The 18,171-nt window shown below is 49.3% G+C and carries 17 protein-coding genes and 1 pseudogene; 8 read left to right on the forward strand and 10 right to left on the reverse strand.

Annotation, left to right across the window (positions count from 1 at the left end):
- The first annotated feature begins 9 nt into the window (after positions 1–9).
- From PV407_RS20975 to PV407_RS20990, 4 genes are all read left to right on the forward strand, one after another.
- Positions 10–1,209: a Ger(x)C family spore germination protein gene (locus PV407_RS20975; protein ID WP_332091949.1), complete on the forward strand. Its 1,200-nt coding sequence runs from the start codon at positions 10–12 to the stop codon at positions 1,207–1,209.
- Positions 1,210–1,213: 4 nt separating this feature from the next.
- Complete coding sequence (locus tag PV407_RS20980; protein ID WP_332091950.1) at positions 1,214–1,456, forward strand: hypothetical protein; 243 nt, start codon at positions 1,214–1,216, stop codon at positions 1,454–1,456.
- Positions 1,456–2,559 carry a GerAB/ArcD/ProY family transporter gene (locus PV407_RS20985; RefSeq protein WP_332091951.1) on the forward strand — a complete coding sequence of 368 codons (1,104 nt, stop codon included), beginning with the start codon at positions 1,456–1,458 and terminating at the stop codon, positions 2,557–2,559. Before PV407_RS20980 ends, PV407_RS20985 begins: the two co-directional genes overlap by 1 nt.
- A gap of 94 nt (positions 2,560–2,653) precedes the next feature.
- The gene (locus PV407_RS20990; RefSeq protein ID WP_332091952.1) at positions 2,654–3,487 is read left to right on the forward strand and encodes a DUF2935 domain-containing protein; all 834 of its coding nucleotides are present in this window, start codon (positions 2,654–2,656) and stop codon (positions 3,485–3,487) included.
- Positions 3,488–3,592: 105 nt separating this feature from the next.
- Here PV407_RS20990 and PV407_RS20995 read toward each other — a convergent pair whose 3' ends face one another.
- Positions 3,593–4,021: a VOC family protein gene (locus tag PV407_RS20995; protein WP_332091953.1), complete on the reverse strand. Its 429-nt coding sequence runs from the start codon at positions 4,019–4,021 to the stop codon at positions 3,593–3,595.
- Between the two features lie 238 nt (positions 4,022–4,259).
- Between PV407_RS20995 and PV407_RS21000 the strand changes: the two genes are divergently transcribed.
- Positions 4,260–4,703: an N-acetyltransferase gene (locus PV407_RS21000; protein WP_332091954.1), complete on the forward strand. Its 444-nt coding sequence runs from the start codon at positions 4,260–4,262 to the stop codon at positions 4,701–4,703.
- 119 nt (positions 4,704–4,822) lie between these two features.
- On the opposite strand, the gene PV407_RS21005 is transcribed toward PV407_RS21000, so the two are convergent.
- From PV407_RS21005 to PV407_RS21030, 6 genes and pseudogenes are all read right to left on the reverse strand, one after another.
- A complete protein-coding gene (locus PV407_RS21005; protein ID WP_332092058.1) occupies positions 4,823–6,052 on the reverse strand; it encodes a serine hydrolase domain-containing protein in 1,230 nt (409 codons plus the stop codon).
- Between the two features lie 47 nt (positions 6,053–6,099).
- Positions 6,100–6,487 (reverse strand): annotated as a pseudogene (locus PV407_RS21010) (pentapeptide repeat-containing protein); the annotation flags it as partial.
- 112 nt (positions 6,488–6,599) lie between these two features.
- On the reverse strand, positions 6,600–7,265 hold the full coding sequence (locus tag PV407_RS21015; RefSeq protein WP_332091955.1) for a TetR/AcrR family transcriptional regulator: 666 nt from the start codon (positions 7,263–7,265) through the stop codon (positions 6,600–6,602).
- Between the two features lie 231 nt (positions 7,266–7,496).
- Positions 7,497–9,821 carry a glycosyl hydrolase family 28-related protein gene (locus PV407_RS21020; RefSeq protein ID WP_332091956.1) on the reverse strand — a complete coding sequence of 775 codons (2,325 nt, stop codon included), beginning with the start codon at positions 9,819–9,821 and terminating at the stop codon, positions 7,497–7,499.
- A 208-nt stretch (positions 9,822–10,029) separates the two neighbouring features.
- Entirely contained in the window at positions 10,030–11,328 is a 1,299-nt protein-coding gene (locus PV407_RS21025) for an ABC transporter substrate-binding protein (protein ID WP_332091957.1), read from the reverse strand.
- A 65-nt stretch (positions 11,329–11,393) separates the two neighbouring features.
- The gene (locus PV407_RS21030; protein ID WP_332091958.1) at positions 11,394–12,323 is read right to left on the reverse strand and encodes a metallophosphoesterase family protein; all 930 of its coding nucleotides are present in this window, start codon (positions 12,321–12,323) and stop codon (positions 11,394–11,396) included.
- 392 nt (positions 12,324–12,715) lie between these two features.
- On the opposite strand from PV407_RS21030, the gene PV407_RS21035 reads away from it, so the two are divergent.
- Positions 12,716–13,783: a LacI family DNA-binding transcriptional regulator gene (locus tag PV407_RS21035; protein WP_332091959.1), complete on the forward strand. Its 1,068-nt coding sequence runs from the start codon at positions 12,716–12,718 to the stop codon at positions 13,781–13,783.
- 327 nt (positions 13,784–14,110) lie between these two features.
- Here the strand turns inward: PV407_RS21035 and PV407_RS29615 are convergent, their stop codons facing one another.
- Positions 14,111–14,479: an alpha/beta hydrolase family protein gene (locus PV407_RS29615; protein WP_442951688.1), complete on the reverse strand. Its 369-nt coding sequence runs from the start codon at positions 14,477–14,479 to the stop codon at positions 14,111–14,113.
- A gap of 484 nt (positions 14,480–14,963) precedes the next feature.
- Entirely contained in the window at positions 14,964–15,494 is a 531-nt protein-coding gene (locus PV407_RS21040; protein WP_332091960.1) for a TolB family protein, read from the reverse strand.
- A 387-nt stretch (positions 15,495–15,881) separates the two neighbouring features.
- Here PV407_RS21040 and PV407_RS21045 point away from each other — a divergent pair, with 387 nt between their 5' ends.
- The gene (locus PV407_RS21045) at positions 15,882–16,262 is read left to right on the forward strand and encodes a hypothetical protein (protein WP_332091961.1); all 381 of its coding nucleotides are present in this window, start codon (positions 15,882–15,884) and stop codon (positions 16,260–16,262) included.
- Positions 16,263–16,731: 469 nt separating this feature from the next.
- Entirely contained in the window at positions 16,732–17,424 is a 693-nt protein-coding gene (locus tag PV407_RS21050) for a hypothetical protein (protein WP_332091962.1), read from the forward strand.
- Positions 17,425–17,463: 39 nt separating this feature from the next.
- Here PV407_RS21050 and PV407_RS21055 read toward each other — a convergent pair whose 3' ends face one another.
- The gene (locus PV407_RS21055) at positions 17,464–18,039 is read right to left on the reverse strand and encodes a hypothetical protein (RefSeq protein WP_332091963.1); all 576 of its coding nucleotides are present in this window, start codon (positions 18,037–18,039) and stop codon (positions 17,464–17,466) included.
- Between the last annotated feature and the right edge of the window lie 132 nt (positions 18,040–18,171).

Below are 18,171 nucleotides of genomic sequence, written 5' to 3' on the forward strand. Positions count from 1 at the left end.
GAGGAAACGATGGTGTTCAGACTTTCCCGGACTTTAACGCGATGCTTGTTCGGTATATGGACGGCTTCCGTTCTGATCCTTGTGACCGGCTGCTGGTCCAAAGAGGAGCTGAACGACCGGTCTTTCGTTACGGCCGTCATGGTTGATATAACCGAAGACAAGAAGACGGAACTGTCCATCGGTTTTGTACTCCCGAATCGGATGCAGCCCGGACAAGCTTCCTCCTCGCCTACGAAGCAGCCCTATACGGTCATTACACAGACTGGGGGAAATTTGGCGGAAGCTTATCAATTGATCCAAAGGGGGTTGTCCCGTCGCATTACATGGGGCTCCATTCGCGTCATCGTCATTGGGGAACGGTATGCAAAAGCCGGACTGGAACCGTTCCTCGACTTTTTCATGCGAATCCCCGACATCCGGCTTCGTACCCCTGTCTTTTTTTATAATGGCAAGGCCAAGGAAATCAGTGCCATAAAGCCTGTATTCGAGCAATTTCCTTCGGAAATATTACGCGAATTCGCGCATTTGAACCTTGCGCCGGAAGTGACGTTAAAAGACATGCTGTATACCTATTGGAGCGGCATAGGCGACGGTTTTATCCCCGGGCTGAAGTATAAAGCGAATGTCAATCTCACCGAGGGAGGAAAGCAAGAACCCCGCATCGTGACTGACGGCGCCTCGATCGTGAAACGCGGGCGTGCCGTTGGGAAGTTTTCCGATACGGATACGGTCGGCATCTTATGGATTATGAACAAGCTGGATTCCAATTCCGTCCAGACTGTTTTGTCCCCAACGGACGATAAACCGATCAACGTACGGATGCTCAGAGCTAAAACAAAGGTAACTGTGTCGAAAGTGCGGCAAAACTTGATGTTCCACTTGAAAATTGAGTCCAGCGGAGAACTGCTGTCTTCCGATTCAGACTTAAACCTGGCTTCCCCCGCCGCCATCGTTCAGCTGGAGTCCGCGCTATCCAAGGCCATAAAAAGTCAGGTTCAAAATGCCTTGAATGTCGCAAGGAAGCATCATGCAGACACCTTTCAGTGGAGCGATATGGTAAGAAAAAAATACCCGGATCTATGGGATAGCTGGAAAAACGATCCGAAGGAAACGCTTTGGAACCGGGCAAAGGTATCCATATCGGTCGATTCGGAAATCGTGCGCATAGGGGCCAGCCGGTTTTCGAAGCCGCCTCGGCGGAAGGAGTGATCGTATGGCCGTCATAATCATCCTTGTTTTTGCGGTCATTGCGGGCTATGAGCACCTGATGCTGCGCAAAACGAAGGCGAGCCGGAAACGCCGTATCCTCGTCTTTTCGGTTTGTATAGCTGCTCTTCTTTTTAATCTAACTGCCTTGTATTTCCCGCAAGCGGTTAATCCGAATAAAGCCATTGAAGCATTGTTCGGTCCGATTCAGGATCAAATCCAGATTAAGCATAAACAGGAGGAGTCCTGATGGGACGAATGACGAACCTGCAGTTGTGGAGCATGCTCTTTCCTTATGTCTTCGCCACGACGATCGCGTTTCTGATTGGGCCGTTAGCGGGGCATGCGGGATATTCGGGTTGGATCTGCATTGCCGCAGCGGCTGTTGTCGGCATCGGACTGTCTTCCGCCGCTTTGCCATTCTGCCTGAAAAGATCGAATGACTATTTGGGGTTGTACGGTCACAAATACATCGGAACGTTGCCCCACAAGATTCTAATGCTGATTTTCGCCTTCTACTTCTTGCATCTTGCCGCCTATATCCTGAGGGAATTCGTCGATTTTTTCTCCCAGGTGTATTTGCAGGAGACCCCTCCCTGGGCGATTGCTGTCTTTATTTTGTTTGTTGCGGCTTGCTTGGTGCAGCTCGGAGCTTCGGGAATATCGCGCTTTGCCCAGGGGTGCTTTCTTCTCATCGGTTTGATGTTCCTTGTCAAACCGTTGTTTTTTCTCGAAGAATACGACGGGGCTTTGGTGAGCGCTCTCATGCGGGTCGGAGACATTCGAACCCTATGGAGTGAAACGTACAATATCGTTCCGTGGTACGGGGAGCTGTTCATGCTGATCTTTTTTGTACCGGAGCTTCAAAAACCGCAATCGGCTCGAAGCATATTGTGGTTCGCGGCACTTGCCGGCACGTATATTCTCCTGTCGGAATACATCCTGATGATCGCCTTATTCGGTCCCGAGTTATCGGGAGCGCTGTCGTATCCGGCGCTGGAACTTGCCGGATTCATACGGCTCGGAGACTTTTTGCAAAATCTGGATCCGCTTATCGTCTCGGTATGGTTCATGGCTTATTTTATCAAGCTGTCGCTCATTTTTTATGCGGGTGTGCTTACGTTCAGCCATGCGTGCTCCATAAAGGAGATTCGGCTCTTTACCATGCCTTTGGCCGCCATCGTCGTCGGCCTGTCGCTCATTTTGGCTAAAAATTCGGTCGAGCTTGCCTATTATTTTGACCGCTCTTGGGCGACATTCGCTTTACTCGTGGAATGTTTGCCCTTGGTGTACCCCGCCGCAGCTTGGTTCCGGGCTCGAAAGACGAAAACGAATCCGATTCCGTCCGCATGAGCGTACGATCAGGGAATCGCACGGTGACATTGACATGATCGATTGAGAAAAAACATACACTTCTCCATCAAGTTTACCTGGAGGGATTTCCCCTATGGAAACAAGGTATGGAAAGCTGAAACCGTACGAGGAGCATGTATTTTGGCTGGAAATTTTGGAGGACCACGCACATTTTCTACACGATCATCTAGCACCGCAGGAAAGCAAGTTCATCGCGAGCGCATCCGGGTACATTCACGGTTTCCATGAAGCGGTGAAAAAGGCGCAAGCCCTGGATACAAATGCCGATGCCGCATCGCCTGAAATAAGGGCGTTCAGCCGGTCGGTTTACAATCTGGCACTCGGTTACCGGAATCTCGAAGGACATATTCAACATTTGCGTCTGTGGAACCAAATCAATGTCAACCTGACACCCACCTATTTTAACGGCACCATCAACGAAAACGGGGAGTATCTTCGCTTGCTCGGGTGGTATTTGCGGGGGGAGGACCCGCCGGAGCTTCCCCTGGCCGAACTACTCGATCTTTGGCTGGAAGATCAGCTCGGGCATGCGGTGCTGCTGCGCAATATTTTGGATCCGGTCGAACTTGCATTCTCGTCGCAAGCCGGCCATTTCGTACAAGTTTTTCAAGCCTTCATGGTCAAAAATAGAGCCATGGAAGGGTATTTGCGCTTCACTCCGCCAGGCTTTCCGGCACAAAATCAATTCGCCGAAGAAGTACTGGTTGCGGTGCAACAATTTTATGATTTCGTCATCCGAATCATCTCGTTATATAAGCATTCCCGTGTAATTACCCGAACGACATTGCGTTTTTTGGAACATCATTTGCCCGAGAGCTGCTACTTCATGCGAAAACTGTCTCATTATTTGCCCAATGAGCTGGACGTAACGAATTGTCCGCTGAGCAAGCCCTCCTTCAAGGATTAACGACAGCAGCCCCCTTAAAGGCATACAGCGTTTTCGGAATAGGCGAGCGGCATTTCGTCGATCCGCCGCCCGCGACTACCCGCAAGTTCCATGCATACGTTAACTTTAGCTTTCGTTCTCGCTTTCAGTATAAATTTGAAAGGTCACGCCGAATTTGTCGGTTACGTCGCCAAAACCCGGGCTGAAAGCTTCTTCTCCAAACGGCATATTCACGTGACCGTTTTGCCGTAAAGCTTCAAAGAACCGTTTTGATTTTTCCACGTTGTCGGTTGAAATGCAAATGGTGACCTGTTTGCCCTTTGGAATAGTCGAACCAGTTGGAGCATCCGAAAACATGAGTTCCGATTCGCCAACTCGTAGCTTAGCGTGTGCCACAAGATTCTTTAAGTCGTCGGTGAACGTATTGGGCATTCCCGGCATCTCTCCGTAAGTAATGATGGAGAGAACTTCGGCGCCAAGCGCTTGTTTATAAAACTCAATCGCTTCCCTCGCGTTCCCTTCCATATTAAAATAAGGGGTCAGTTTAACTGTCATCCTGGATCAGCTCCTTTTTTTTTCAATCGTAGCATATAACCCATGCTTCGATTACTTCCGGATTGCTATCTTGAACAACCGAATTATTACGTCGACAACGCCATCCGCATTCCCGCGGCTTTCATTCAACTGGAAGCTTACTCCATAATTGCGCCAGCCTATAATAAACGAAGCGCGCCGTACGGGACGGCGAAAAACATGGTATACTCGGGAAAGATCGCACCAAGGGGGAATTTCGATGAATATACGGAAGTTTCGCGAATCGGATATCGACGCGCTGATTCATATTTGGCTTTCTGGCTCTTCCGGTTCGCATTCGTTTATAGACGCATCCTACTGGCACTCGAAGAAGGAAGCGATGGCAACGACTTATCTCCCTGCCTCGAATACGTACGTTCTTGAAGAAGATGGAGAGCCGTTAGGCTTTATTTCCATGGTCGATACTTATTTGGCGGCGCTATTCGTCGATCCTGCCCGCCAATCAAGCGGCTGCGGGACTCAGTTATTGAATCATGTCAAATCCGAATGCGAGCAAATCCATCTGAACGTCTATCAAAAAAATACGAGAGCTGTGCAATTTTACTTGCATAACGGTTTTACAATTGAACGTTCCGGCCGCGACGACGAGACCGGAGAAGATGAATACAGGATGACATGGGAAAAGCAAAGGGAGTCGTCATAACAAATACCGTCAACGACAAGAAAAAAGCTGCCGACACGATCCGGCAGCTGGCACGGCTTGCATTGTTGAATCGGAAGGAAAGGGATCAGGAGTTCCGTTCCCATACGGTCTATCCGATGTTAGTCTTCGATTGCCTGATAGACCATGGTCCAGAAGTCGTGGATAAGATGCGCCGAATCCGGGGTGGACATCCCGACCTGGGTGAGCACGATTCCGGTAAGCTGTTTGTCCGGGTCGGCGTATGCCGAGGTGCCGCTTCCGCCGTCCCAGCCGAACTGACCGATGGAAGCATAGTCGCCGCGGTAGGTGCGCACCGCCATCCCGAAGCCCCAGCCGCCGTGCTGCCCTTGGCCATGCGACAAATGGACGTTGTTTTTTGCCAAGTCGTCCCGGAACGCTTGCTGCTCGGGCGTGAGGCGGTTAGTGGTCATTAGCTGGACGGCGGGCCGGGACAGGATCCGTTCGGTCCCGTGCCTCCCTTGGTTCAGCAGCATCCGCAAAAACGCGTGATAGTCGTCGACGGTCGAGAGCAGACCGCCGCCGCCTGCTTGGAACGCCGGAGGTTGAGTGTAGCGTCCGCCTGCGGCCTCGTCCCACACGATGAACCCTCCGGTCTGCGGATCGGGGATGTAGGCGGGCGGCAGCCGGTCAATCTTGTCGGCGGGCACGTAGAAGCCGGTATCCTTCATCCCCAGCGGATCAAGGATGCGTTCGCGCAGGAACGTCTCGAACGTCCGACCCGTGACCCTGGCAACGAGCACGCCGAGCACTTCGTTGCTGAGGTGGTACTGCCACCGCTCTCCGGGCTGGTAGCTCAGCGGGAGTGTACCGAGGCGGCGCATCCACTCATCCGGCTCGGGCAGCTCCACTTGTGGCGTGTCGTAAATCCCCAACTCGAAGATCGCGTTCTGGATCGGGGAGCCCATCAACGTCAAATCCATTCCGAGCCCGAACGTAGAGGACAACAGGTCCCGCACGGTGATCGGCCGCCGCGCCGGCACGGTTTCGTCCAGCGGGCCGTCGGGTCGTTTCAGCACCTGCCGGTCGGCGAGTTCGGGCAGCCATTTGTCTACCGGGTCGTCGAGATGCAGCTTGCACTCGTCGAGTAGGATCATCACCGGCGCGGCCCCGACCATCTTGGACGTGGACGCCATCCGGAAGATCGTATCCCGGCGCATCGGCGCGCCACCGTCATGGCGCATCGTGCCGAGCGCTTCGACGTGCGTCTCACCGTTCCGGCTGACTAGGGCGACTAGCCCTGGAATCTTCCCGGAATCGACATGCCTTGCCAGCACGTCGCGCATTCTGCGCAGCCCTGCTTCGGAGAATCCTCTGTTGCTTTGTCCCATTGCAATCTTATTCATTTGCTTTCCCTCTCTTTCATTTTATATCGGCGCTATTGTTTTAAAACCGTAACCTTGGACAAATCAGCCTCCAAGCCTTTAAGCGCGGCATAGGTCAGCTTATCCATGACCGCGCCGTCAAAGCAGATGGTTTTGATGGCACGGTAATACTTCTTGGACAACAAAGACCCTTGGAAAGACGCATTCTTGAGTGTCGCGCCCTTAAACGAAACTTCGTTCAACCCCGCTGTGTCGAACTTGACGCCGATGAACGTTTGGCCGTCAAAAATCAGCCCCGTCAGATCCGGTCAAATCTGCGCCCGAAAAGTCGGAACCGTGCAACGCGCTGCCTGTAAACTGTCCTTCATGAGCCGTAACGCCTGCAAAGTCGCTTTTCGCCAGGCTGCTTGCGCTAAAGTTTGTCACTGCTTGCCGTTCCATAACATGCACATCTCCTTATAATAGGTTTTCTAACCAGCGCTTTGACTCGGATCATATATTCATACCAACCGATGGTATGTAAAGGTTTAAAAATAAGCTGCCTCTCGGCAGTTTAGTGATCTTTGCTGACTTCTCTAGCTGACAATCGATACAGTTCCTCGTATCGTTGAAAGATCTGCTCATCGAACACATCGAGCCCCATGCTTTTCAACAATTCATCGAAAAACCTTAACTTGCGCAGCATGATCTCGGGCGTAGCTTCGATGACCGCCGGGTTCAGCCACAGATTGGTGAGAATCACCAACACTTCGCTAAGCTCCCTTGGATAGTCGGTTCGGATCGAGCCGTCTTTCATACCTTGTTCGATGATAGGCTGGATATAGACGGGTACGGCTTTTTGGATTATGTGCTCGATCTGGGCCGCCAGCAGCTTCGGATTGCGCAACAGGTTCGGTGCCGCCAATGCCACTTCGTTTTGAGCGGGATTGTTGAGAGAAACAAGGGAAATCTTGCGGAGCTTCTCCAGGCCGTTTAGCCCCTTGTCGTCTCGGACGCCGGACAGCATCTCGTCAACGCCCTTGAACAAATGGTCGATAACGGCCTGCATGATCTCTTCCTTCGACTTGAAGTGATGATAAATAGCCCCTTTTGTCAGCCCGCCCAGCTCGTTGATGATATCCTGAATGGAGGTCTGCTCGTATCCTTTCCGGATGAACAGGTCAAGCGCCACGGTTAGGATTTGGTTGGTCGTTTCTTCCGGATATTTGTTTCTTGCCATTCGCCCGCTCCTTTCATACATACGGTTGGTATGTAAATAATGTATCCGATCAACCCTTTGATGTCAACCCCCTCAAAGAAAAATAAAAATCATTTGATTTTGGGGGCATTGAATCACAAATGCTTTCGGCGTGGAGGTCAGCGACAAAGGCTCTTCCATATTTTGATTGTATTAAAACCACGCCACAGAAGGAACATGCTGTGACGTGGTTTAACGATCTTGTTGTCTCTGTTATTCCGCCGTATAGACCGGCTTCCCGTCGTTGCCGATCGTTGCTTTAAAACGGGTTCCGTTCGGCGCATACACGTAATGGCCGTTCCATACGTTCGTGCCGGTCAGAAGCACTTTGGGCGAACCCTTCCCCTCCAGTTCTCCGGCCTGCAGCCGAATGTTCTCGCAGTTGCCCGTCACATGTACGGCGAACCGGTTGGCCCCGCCCGTTCCGGACTGATAAGCGAGGTTCTTGATCACGGTAGGGAACAAAATTTCGCCGTTTCTCGCACCGTTCTCGATCCGGATCGCGTCGCGGTCCTGATCCGTCGCCGTGGCGGCAGTGTCCACCGTTACACCGGCGATTTTAAAGCCCCAAACGTAGTTCAAATAAATGCCGCTCCTGCCAATGCGTTTAAACAAAGATCGCCCGATTTGAATATTAGACGTGTACCCTTTGCTTTTATACCATGTTTTCACCGTCGTTGCCGTAATCGAAGCATCGTAGCCCGGTTCCCCGATCAACGGCACGTTGAAGGATAGATCATGCTCGGTTACGAGCAACCCTTCGGTTGCCATATCTGTCACCGTATTGCTGTCCCCGATAACGGCATCCGTAACGTAGGCCATATAGATGCCCCGATATCCTTTCTTGATGCTGTTATGATCGATTTTCACGTTGCCGGCCCATGAAAGATAAATGACGTTCGCGGCGCCGGATGGCGACGTAATGCCTTGATTATCGAAGGTATTGCCGAGAATGCTGATGGTGTCGTAATAAGCGGTAACCGTTCCGAAGACGGCCCCTGTAATAGCCACGTTTTCATTTTTCGTATTTTTGAAAATGTTATTTTCTATATGAATATTACTCCCGGCCTGAGGCAATTTGGAGTTTACCCCATTCCCATCCCGGTTTGCTAACGCCGATCCGCCCCATGCGCTATCCAGCTTCACGCCTCTGGCACAATCGAGGAACGTGTTCCCGTAAATCTCCACATCCGAAAATTTGAAGAACCTGATACCCGCATAAGTCATGCCTTCAAACGTGCAGCCGTATACTTTGATATTGCTGTTCCACTTATCATGGATGGCGCTATGGTGTCCTATGCCTGTCGGCCATGCTTGCGCGCCCGGCGAACCGCTGGCGCCGAAATAACATTCCGCTACGCGGATGTTGCGGCATGGCGTACCGTCATTAACGCCGAAACCGTTCGGATCCGATCCGAGCGAATCGCTGGTCTGGTTGGAAATTTGGATCGCTTCGCGAAAGGCGCCGGAGCCTTCGGGATCCTTGAAACCGAGAAAACGGCACTTGTAGAACAGCACGTCTTCGCAAGCATTCATATCAACGGCGTGCCCGCCGACGACATCGCGTATTTCCACGTTGTTAAACGTAATATTTTTGCCTCGGAGCAGAATGATCGCGTTATAACCGTTAGGAAAAGCAGCGATATTGCCTTCAAAGATGCCGCCCTCGATGATGATATTGCCGTGTCCATTGTATCCGTCAAACAGTTCGCCCGCATCGCCGTTATACATAAAAGCGCCTGCATGCGAACGGACAATCGTAGCCTGATTGAGCCTGAAATGCGTGTTCCGGTATATTTTCAGCGGCCCTCCCATTTTATAGGTTCCGGGAGGAACAATGACCTGCACAGGTGCCGTTTTTGCTGTATTTAAAGCCGCTTGAAAAGCGGGACTCCAATCCCAATCGGCGGGATCCGCGGTTAAGTTCGGAATAAGATGCCGATAGTCGCGGACGTTAACCCCTACGGCATCCGAAAGGGTGCTGATTAGAGCAATACTGCCGGACAGGCTGTGCGCCTTATAGGAGCCGCCTACAAAGCTGACGTTGTCCCCGACGAACGCAACCGATGAAGCATTCCGCAACGAGCCCGGAACATTGTAGGAACCGACTGGAAAATCGATTTCCTTCCTGCCCTCGCTTAGAGCCCGATCGATAGCGGATTGGATTGCAACCGTGTCATTCGCAACCCCGTCCCCCTTCGCTCCGAAATCTTTCACGCTTATCCGCTCACGCAATTTGTCGCTGACGGTCCGCTCCGACTGTCCCGCCTCATAACGGTAAGATATGGCATCAGCGTCTATCTTCGGTTTCTTGTCTTCCCTCTTATCGTCCTGCTTCCCGTAAACGTTCGCCGTTACGGACGATTCGCCGTTCACGACGTTCGACAAGCCTCCTGCCACCATCGCTGCGCTTGTTACGGCGAGAGAGGCGATCAATTTCCTTCGACTGATCCGGCCGTTTGGCTTCGCTTGCCCTTGATCGCAAACTTCCGAATGCCCTGTTTCCGTTGTGTTGTCCAGCTCCGGCTTCCTATTCATCCACAATTCCTCCCTGAATTTGAGTAACGCTTCATTTCAAAACGGTCGGTCTTGCCCGGTTCTAGTCCATTCACGATTAGCATGTATTCCCCCGTGCTCACGAGAACAAACTCAACTAGGGCCAAGCTGCAGCTTAGCCCTGAGAAGTCGTAGACCAACTATGCATCCGGGAGCAAAATTGCCCAAGTACCGGTACCGGACAATCGACTTACTTGCTTCCCGCTTCCAACTCGCCAATTTGCTTATTGATGCTTTCTTCCGCCTGGCGCAAAGCGCTGTTCGCGTCAACGCCCTTTTTCACAATATCACTCAAGGCGCCGTTCATCGCTTTCATGGCAATATTATCATATTCGGTTGGAATAAACGTTTTGGCCGGCTTTGTTTTGTAAATGGCCTCGATATTCTTGTTATTCATAAAACCCATATCGGCACCGAAGGAACTGCCGAATTTCGGGTCTTTCAGGACGGGGTACTTGCCGCGCCTGGACATCATCATTTGAACCTCGTCCGACGTGATCGTTTCAATCACTTTGAAAGCCGCTTGTTTATGTTTGCTGGTCGACGTGATTCCCATCGCATGCGCATCCACGCGCGTTCCGAGACCCGGCGCTTCCGGCCACGACGGGTAAGTCGCGATATCCCAAACATCCGGATTGGAATAAAGTTTATACCCCATGATATCGTTAAGCGAGGCGTACATGGCCAAGGTTCCGCCCAGCATCTGCTCTGCCGCTTTTCCATAGGTCGCGATTTGATTGTTGCCCGGAATTTGGTAAACTTTGGCGGCAAAGTCCAAAACCGCCCGCCATTTCTCCGTATTGATGAGCGCTTGCTTTGTTTTCGGATCTACATAAGGAAGTGAGAGCTGGGAAGCCATCCGTTCGATAACATTCACTTCCAGGCCGCGGTACTGGACGCCGTTGTCCTGTCTGGTCAGCCTTTTGGCCAGCTCGTATGCTTCCTCCCAAGTCATTCCGTCCTTCGGATAAGGAACGGCGAATTTGTCGAAAACGTTCTTATTGTAATAAAGAGCGGAGAAATGCCTTGTATACGGGATGGCAACCAGATCGTCGCGTTGAGTTGCCGCTTTGATTGCATCAAGCGCTTCCGGCTCGAACCGGTTCAGGTCCATTTTGTTGGATTTGATCAAGTCGGATAAAGGGTACATCAATCCCAGGTCAGACCATGTGTTAAAGCCGTGAATGTTCGTATCGATCACAATGTCGGGAATATCGCCCGCGACGACAAGCTCGGCAAGCGACGAACCCTTTTCATACGGCTTCATTTCAACGGTAATCCATGGATATTTTTTTTGAACCGGATCAATGATGTACTGTTTTCTTTCTTCTTCAGTCAACCATCCGGGAAGAAAACCTACGGTCACCGTTGCGGGCGACTGGTCTACCGAATCTTTGTCCGAATTGCCGCCGTTTGAGGATGAACCGCAACCTGCCAGCGATAAAGCGATCAATGAAATCGTTGCCAAACAAATGGATTTGTCCAACATGTTATCCCTCCGGGCTTTATCCATCCTCATATTCTTTAAAACGCTAGCCTGATATAGCCTATTTGCTATTTTGCCCAAACCGGAAGTCTCCTGCTTGAAATTCGAGGCGTAAGCACATGTCCGCACGCAACGTTCGGGTGTCCGCATTCCAATGGCGATGGACCGACATACGACGTTTCTGTTCCTTGAATCGCCAGAAGCCCCGGCTCTAACGTCACAATGGCGTACAGCCCTTCTTCGTAAGGAGCACATCTCGACAAGAGCCGGTGCGAGGCGGTGATTTCCTCCGAATAGCGGATGGTTTCGTAAGATTTGCCCATGTAGTAATACGACATACTGTTGATCTGAATATAATAAATATCGTCGATCACCCTCACGCCGTCGAGATGGAGGTGGCCGTTCAAACAGGCGATGACCTTTTGAAACTTGGCGTTTTCGTTCGCTTCTCGGAGGATAGCCCGAAACTCGTCGTGATTGTGGATTCCCGACAAATACGGGGTTTCCAGGCTTTGATGGCAGAAGATGACGGTTTGCTTATCGGTTGCCGCCAGATCGGCCCGCAACCAATTCAACTGCTCGGGAGTCAAATGGTTGTTCGCTTCGGGGAACCGATGGTAATTTCCATATTCGTAATCCACAAACTCCCCGTCGATGCGGAGATAATTTCCATCCAACACGACGAAATGGTAGGAACCGCTGTCAAAGGAATAGTAATTTCGCTCCATCCCCCAGTACGCCATCACGGCTGCCTTGTCGCATACGTCCATGTCGTGATTGCCCAGTACATGGAAACGCGGTCCCTTGAATGCCTCCCAAATATCCATGAAAAACCGGTTCTCCGGAAGCGGATAACAAAAATCGCCGAGCTGAATGACGAAATCGACCTGTTCATAGTTCATGCGTTCCACGAACCGTTTTAGCCGCGGCCCGGCTTGATACATAAAATCCAAATGCACATCGGCCATTACGCCGAATCTGACGGATTGTCGGGTCATATGTGACGTCTCCTAAGACTGGTTCTTGTTGACTTCATGCATCGTAGCATTAGCCAGGACGCTCAAACCGAGGCGGACTTTTTTTGTCGCAACTCGGCACTGCTGATTGCACAGCTTCGAATATCCCCCCTCGAACCGCAAAAATGTAACCCGTTACATTTAGGAGTGAAAAGAAATTGAATATTCCTTTACAAGGCCTTAATATTTCGCCATTCCACAAATAACTAAATGTAACGGGTTACATAGAAAATTATATATCAATTGGTTCGACGTCTCAATACCTTTGCCTTTGTTTTTTGCGATCTGATTTGAAATCGCATCCGTTCTTATGTACCATGAATGTGAAGGATTGCATCTCTTGAACGAAGCCAACGCAAAAGGAGCTTGCCTGGATGATCCAAAAACACGCCAGCATCTACGATATCGCAAAGGAAGCCGGCGTTTCGGTCGCTACCGTCTCCCGAACAATCAATAACCCGGAAAAGGTGAGCAAGCGGACGAAAACGAAAATATATGAAATTATGGAACGCCTGAATTACGCTCCCAACGCCTTGGCGCAAAGCCTCGTATCCCGCTCGACGAAAACGATCGGCGTTTTCCTCTCCAGTGTCACGAATCCGTTTTACGCGGAGATGGTTCAAGCCATCGAGCAAAGAGCGTTCAACGACAATTACACGATCCTGTTCGGAAATACGTCCAACCGGATCGAAAAAGAACAAAAATATGTCGACGTCTTTTTGAAAAAACAGGTGGACGGCATTATTCTCGCGGGCGGACGCAATATCAACGATGCCCATACGCAGCACATTTTGAAAACGGCGGAGCGGGTCCCGGTCATCTTGACGAACTATGCGGTCGTCGGAAAAAACATTTACTGCGTGCTGACGGACGAAGCTGCGGGCACGACGATGGCGGTTCAGCATCTTATCGAAACGGGCCATGACAAAATCGCCTACATTAACGGATACGAGTTTTCTTATCCGAGCGTCATCAAAAAGGACAGCTATCTGAAAACGTTGAGCCGCAACGGACTGTCCGTGAACGAGGAGCGAATCGTCAACGCGCCGGCGGACACGATGGAAGGAGGGTACAAGGCTTGTGAGGCGCTGCTGGAGCGGGGGGCGGACTTTAACGCCATTTTTGCCGCTAACGATATGATGGCGATCGGCGCCATGAAAAAACTGATGTCCGCGGGATACGGCATTCCCCAGGACGTCGCCATCGTCGGATATGACAACATTCACCTGTGCGACTATTGGTCGCCCGCCTTGAGCAGCGTGACGCAAAACATGGACCGGCTTGGAAACATGGCGGTGGAAATGTTAGGCAGCGTGCTGGAAGGCAAGGAAGTGAATCAAATATCCTATTTGCAGCCGGAACTGATCGTACGCGAATCGAGCGCGCCGGCGGCGGACTCCGTTCACCGAAGCGCATCGCCGGCAGCCGAAAAACGCCACTAAGCGGCGGCTGAAGGTCCCCGGTCATTAAATATCTGAGTGAACCGGCACCGTGCTGATCTGCTGCTTTAACCAGGATATCGAAGGAAATCCTGATTATTGGCTAATCCTTGGTTCAACCGCATACGAAATAAAGGACGGCAGCCGGGGATAGATAGCAAGGCGTAGAGAGCGCTTCCGCTCTCCCCCTAACTGCGCCGATTCAAGGCAGGCAGATTGGCTAACTGCAGTACCCCTATTGCCATTTGGCTGCACCGGTGAAATCTTGCGCTTTCGCGTTAGCCGCCGGCTCATGAAAAGACATCAATAAAAAACCCGCCAATGGCGGGGTCACTTGTAGCAGCACATCATCTTTTGACAATGCAACATGAGAAATGATTTGATCAATAGGGGGCCAGCTTCGTTTCGGCACAGATGGTCGCGAATACCTTGAATAATAAGGACGGGAGCTTCAATTTTATCCAAATCAAATAAAGGAGAGTTTCGAATATAACGCTCTCTCCCAGCCGATATGACTGCCGCTTTAAATTCAGGAATTTTGGTCATGGCTGCAAGTGTTGAATAGCCCCCAAAAGAATGTCCGATAATTCCAATGCGATTCTTCCAGGATCTTTTCCGGCTTATAGGTATTAAGATCGATTTTCCAGAACCCATCAAGTCCGTCGTTGGATTCGCGTGTTCGAACGAAAAAAAAATCATCTGATGGAGATGGCGTGAAAGCTGCTACAATATTTCGATCAAACTGTATGGTTTTAAAATCATTACTATAGGGGTTGTAGATCCATAACTTCCCTTCCGCAACTGTAATGATTTCTCCGTTAGCCCTTGGAATTGGAGAATCATATTCTCTGCCTAAATGAATGCCCTGAGGCTTGCCAATCAACTCTTTAGAATTTGGATTCGATAGCTTGACGGACCATAGTCCCCCATCGGATAGAGGCCCTCTTGTAGTGTAATAAATAGTCTCATTATCCAATGCCCAAGAAAAGCTTAAACCATAATCAAATCGAACATCTTGAGCTATACATTGCGGAGAAGGATTTTCACTGACGTCACAAACCCATAATTGAAGAGAGTTTTGCTGGGAGTTTAAAATCTCCTGGCCTTCACAGCTTGCAAATACCAGCTTCCTGCCATCAGGTGAAAGTGATTACAAAGCTGGCTAGAATCGCCCGTAATTAGATCAACGATTACAATGTCGGCGCGGTAACGATTCTCCCAAGAAAGAATATTGGTATAATCGGTAGTTTGAGGGGAACTTTGTGTTGAAAAAAATAAAGGCATTTTTTTGTCCTCGGCCGTTTCCTCTGAGGAAAATGAATAAAAAAAACGACCGTCGACTTCTTCTTCGTCGGGCATTGCGTGCCTTAGTCTTTGATGCGAGCTTTAATGTTTGATCCGAGGATGACCATATCCACAAACGCGCAACTCCATCAATATCAGCAAAAAAAGCGAGGTCTTTTCCATCGGGCGACCAAACGCCTGCCCAACTGCTCATCGCTTGTGGCGCAACTTGTATAAGCTTGCCTGTTTCTAATTCACATACCCACTGTTTGTTTCCCTGTACGGTATCTGAAACTCCCTCGGAATATCCCTTGCTTTCACCATTTAGACAAAATGCTAACCATTTAAGATCGGCCGATAAAGACATATGTACACGGTCAGCAGCTTCAATTACGTTAAAAAGCTCAAAAGCCGAAGTATTTAAAGTCATCAACAACCCCATTACCATAATTTGTATATGACTATTATACCTGTTATTCTCCGTCCTTGGCGATACCTTTTGTAAGAAAGTCTGGAAATTGTTACTCTCTTTTTATTGCGTTAACCTGACCGTTTGTTCAACAAAAACGATCGTTTTCGTATTCATTGACACGCCTATAAAACGTTCGGTGCTTCCCCTACCATGCCTATTTTACTTCCAGTAGTGCGCGGGGGGCCGCTTATCAAGACCCAGCCGCGGAATAGACGTCTCTTCTAGGGTCTTTCTCGAAGTTCATCTTTGCATGATACAATTAAAGAACACTTGTTTGACTTTTTGGTTGTAAAATATATACCTTCATGACCTTATTTATACAGATACTATGAGGGGGTGATGGCTATGGAGACGATAATGGAGGTGTACAGAAAAGAGCTTCGACGCATTGCCTGGCGTAAACAGTACAAAGTAAGAGCACAGATTAAACGGGAAGTCCCGATTCTATTTGATTTCTGCACAGATGATTGTACAGCAAGTCAAATGGAAAGTCGTCTTTTTGTGAAAGAACTTATACTCTCCCTTCCCCCATCCAAAGGGCGAACGATTATTCACGCTGCAAGAGAGAAGGATTCAGAAGCACTCCTCTGGCTTTTAAAGTATTTTGAGCAAGACATGATTGAGCTAAGTCGTAATATTCGAATGCCACAAGAAGATGCTCTGCAAAGTATGAAATTGGAGTTGATCGAACTAATCAGTAAACGGAGGGAAATTTCATGGACCTAGCACAACTTGTTGGCGTGATCGGTGTGCCGGGTGCGCTTTGCATACTGCTACTCCGGTCGTTTAACGAACTACGGAAATCAATTGATGGCAACACGAAGGTTCTATATCATCTCGCTGGACAAATGGGGTTTAAACTTAATGAAAGTGACGCAGAAAAGTAGTCGGTTTTCTACAAAAGGAGAACAACCAGGTAACGTATCGTACTGGCGTTCTCCTTTCTTGTGTTCAATATCAAGTGATCTTGATTGTATTTTTGACCTTTTTTACCATTCATAACTTGGTTCGCTGAATTTCCTTGTATTTTTGGACCTCTCACGATGTCTTTCGATGTTGCTGGTTATAAGGGAATGTAATAAAATGGAATTACTCATCATTACTTCCATATATACATTTTCAACGGGAATATAAGGGTGTTTTCAACGCAAAACGAAGCGGGTCGAAAGGACCGATTCACTGCCGGGGAATTTGATTGTCTGCAGAAGGAAAACGTGGTCTTGACTCTACCCTGGATCTGGCTGCGCAGGACGAAACAAATATGGCTGAAGAGGTGGTTTTCATGAAAAGGATACTCGGATTCTTTTTGTTTGTGGCGATCTTTGCCTTACTTGTTGGTTGTGAAAGTCGAGGAAGTCAGCCTGAGGTCACAAAAACAGATACTCCGGTAAGCACTCCAGCAAATATCTCTGACAAGGAAGTAAAAGATATTCTCAACCGGCTTATTCCGAAGGCATTGGATATGTATGGAATATTTAACGGATCAGGGTCGTTCAAAGTCGATGTGACAAAAACGATTCCTCACGAAGCCGGGTACGCCTTAGTGTTGGACCCAAACTACAAGTCCGTAGCGGATTTGAAAAAAGCGGTCGAGGACATTTTTACAAAAGATATTGCTCAAAAGGTTTTTTATTCACGCTGCTTGACACCGGAAAAAGATCGTCCTTTATATAAGGATTATGATGGGAAGCTTTATGTAGACACGAATAATGGTGGAAAAGGGTGGGCCACAAAATATTTAATTGATACTGCAAAGCTGAAAGGACAAAAATATCAAGTAGCAGAAATTGAGCTTGATACCACAGTACTTGACGAACCGGCTGATAAGTTGATTGTAAAAATTGAAAATGTAAACGGGAAGTGGCTGCTGGCATCACGACTCGATTAACTTGTATAAACCGAGGACATCAAGTCCTCGGCTTTTTTATTAGCTAAGCAAATATTTTTCCGTGATGACGGAAGCATCTACCGAGAAGCCTCTTTTGGTCATTGTGTCTTTAAGCGTTTTGAGTGTGCCCCCGTCCGGATCGGCAACCAGATAACGGTCAAAACCCGAAGCCGGGGCGTTCCATCCATCCACGAATACATAGTGGGAATTGGTACCTTGCTTCAGCCGCACCATGCAGATATTCCCGTTTTCGGCTTCCGTAGATACGTCAGCTGTTGTTTCGATATTGACCGAAATATCATTATCGTCGATGGTTGCTGTGTAGTTAGCAGTAGCCCCTAAAAAATCTGCAGCGTTATTTGTAGCACCTACAGTTGCTTCCACAACGGCCCAGTAGGTATTGTCATTACTGTTGGTCAAACCGCCCTTGTACAAGGAAAACATGGCCATAGCACAAATTGCACATCCATATTGCTTGATGGTTCCGCTAGCGGCCGTTTTACCGCAATTTGCGTAAAAGTTTGTGTCCGTAAAAGCGGAAGTCGTCGAGTTCGGATATTTAATCGTAGAATCCGCTTGGTTGATCAAATGCGTAGACGAAAGTTTATGTGGCATAATGATGGCCTCCCTAACATTATTCTTTGGAGGAACGAGGGGAAGGAAAAACAACAAATGATCCATTCCCTAAATCATTGTTGTTTTCTCGTTCTCGTTATATAAGGTAAAAGGTCCCGCAGTTTTACAACC

Origin of the sequence: Paenibacillus sp. GYB003 (assembly GCF_036577625.1) — a bacterium.
Lineage (GTDB): Bacteria > Bacillota > Bacilli > Paenibacillales > NBRC-103111 > Paenibacillus_AB.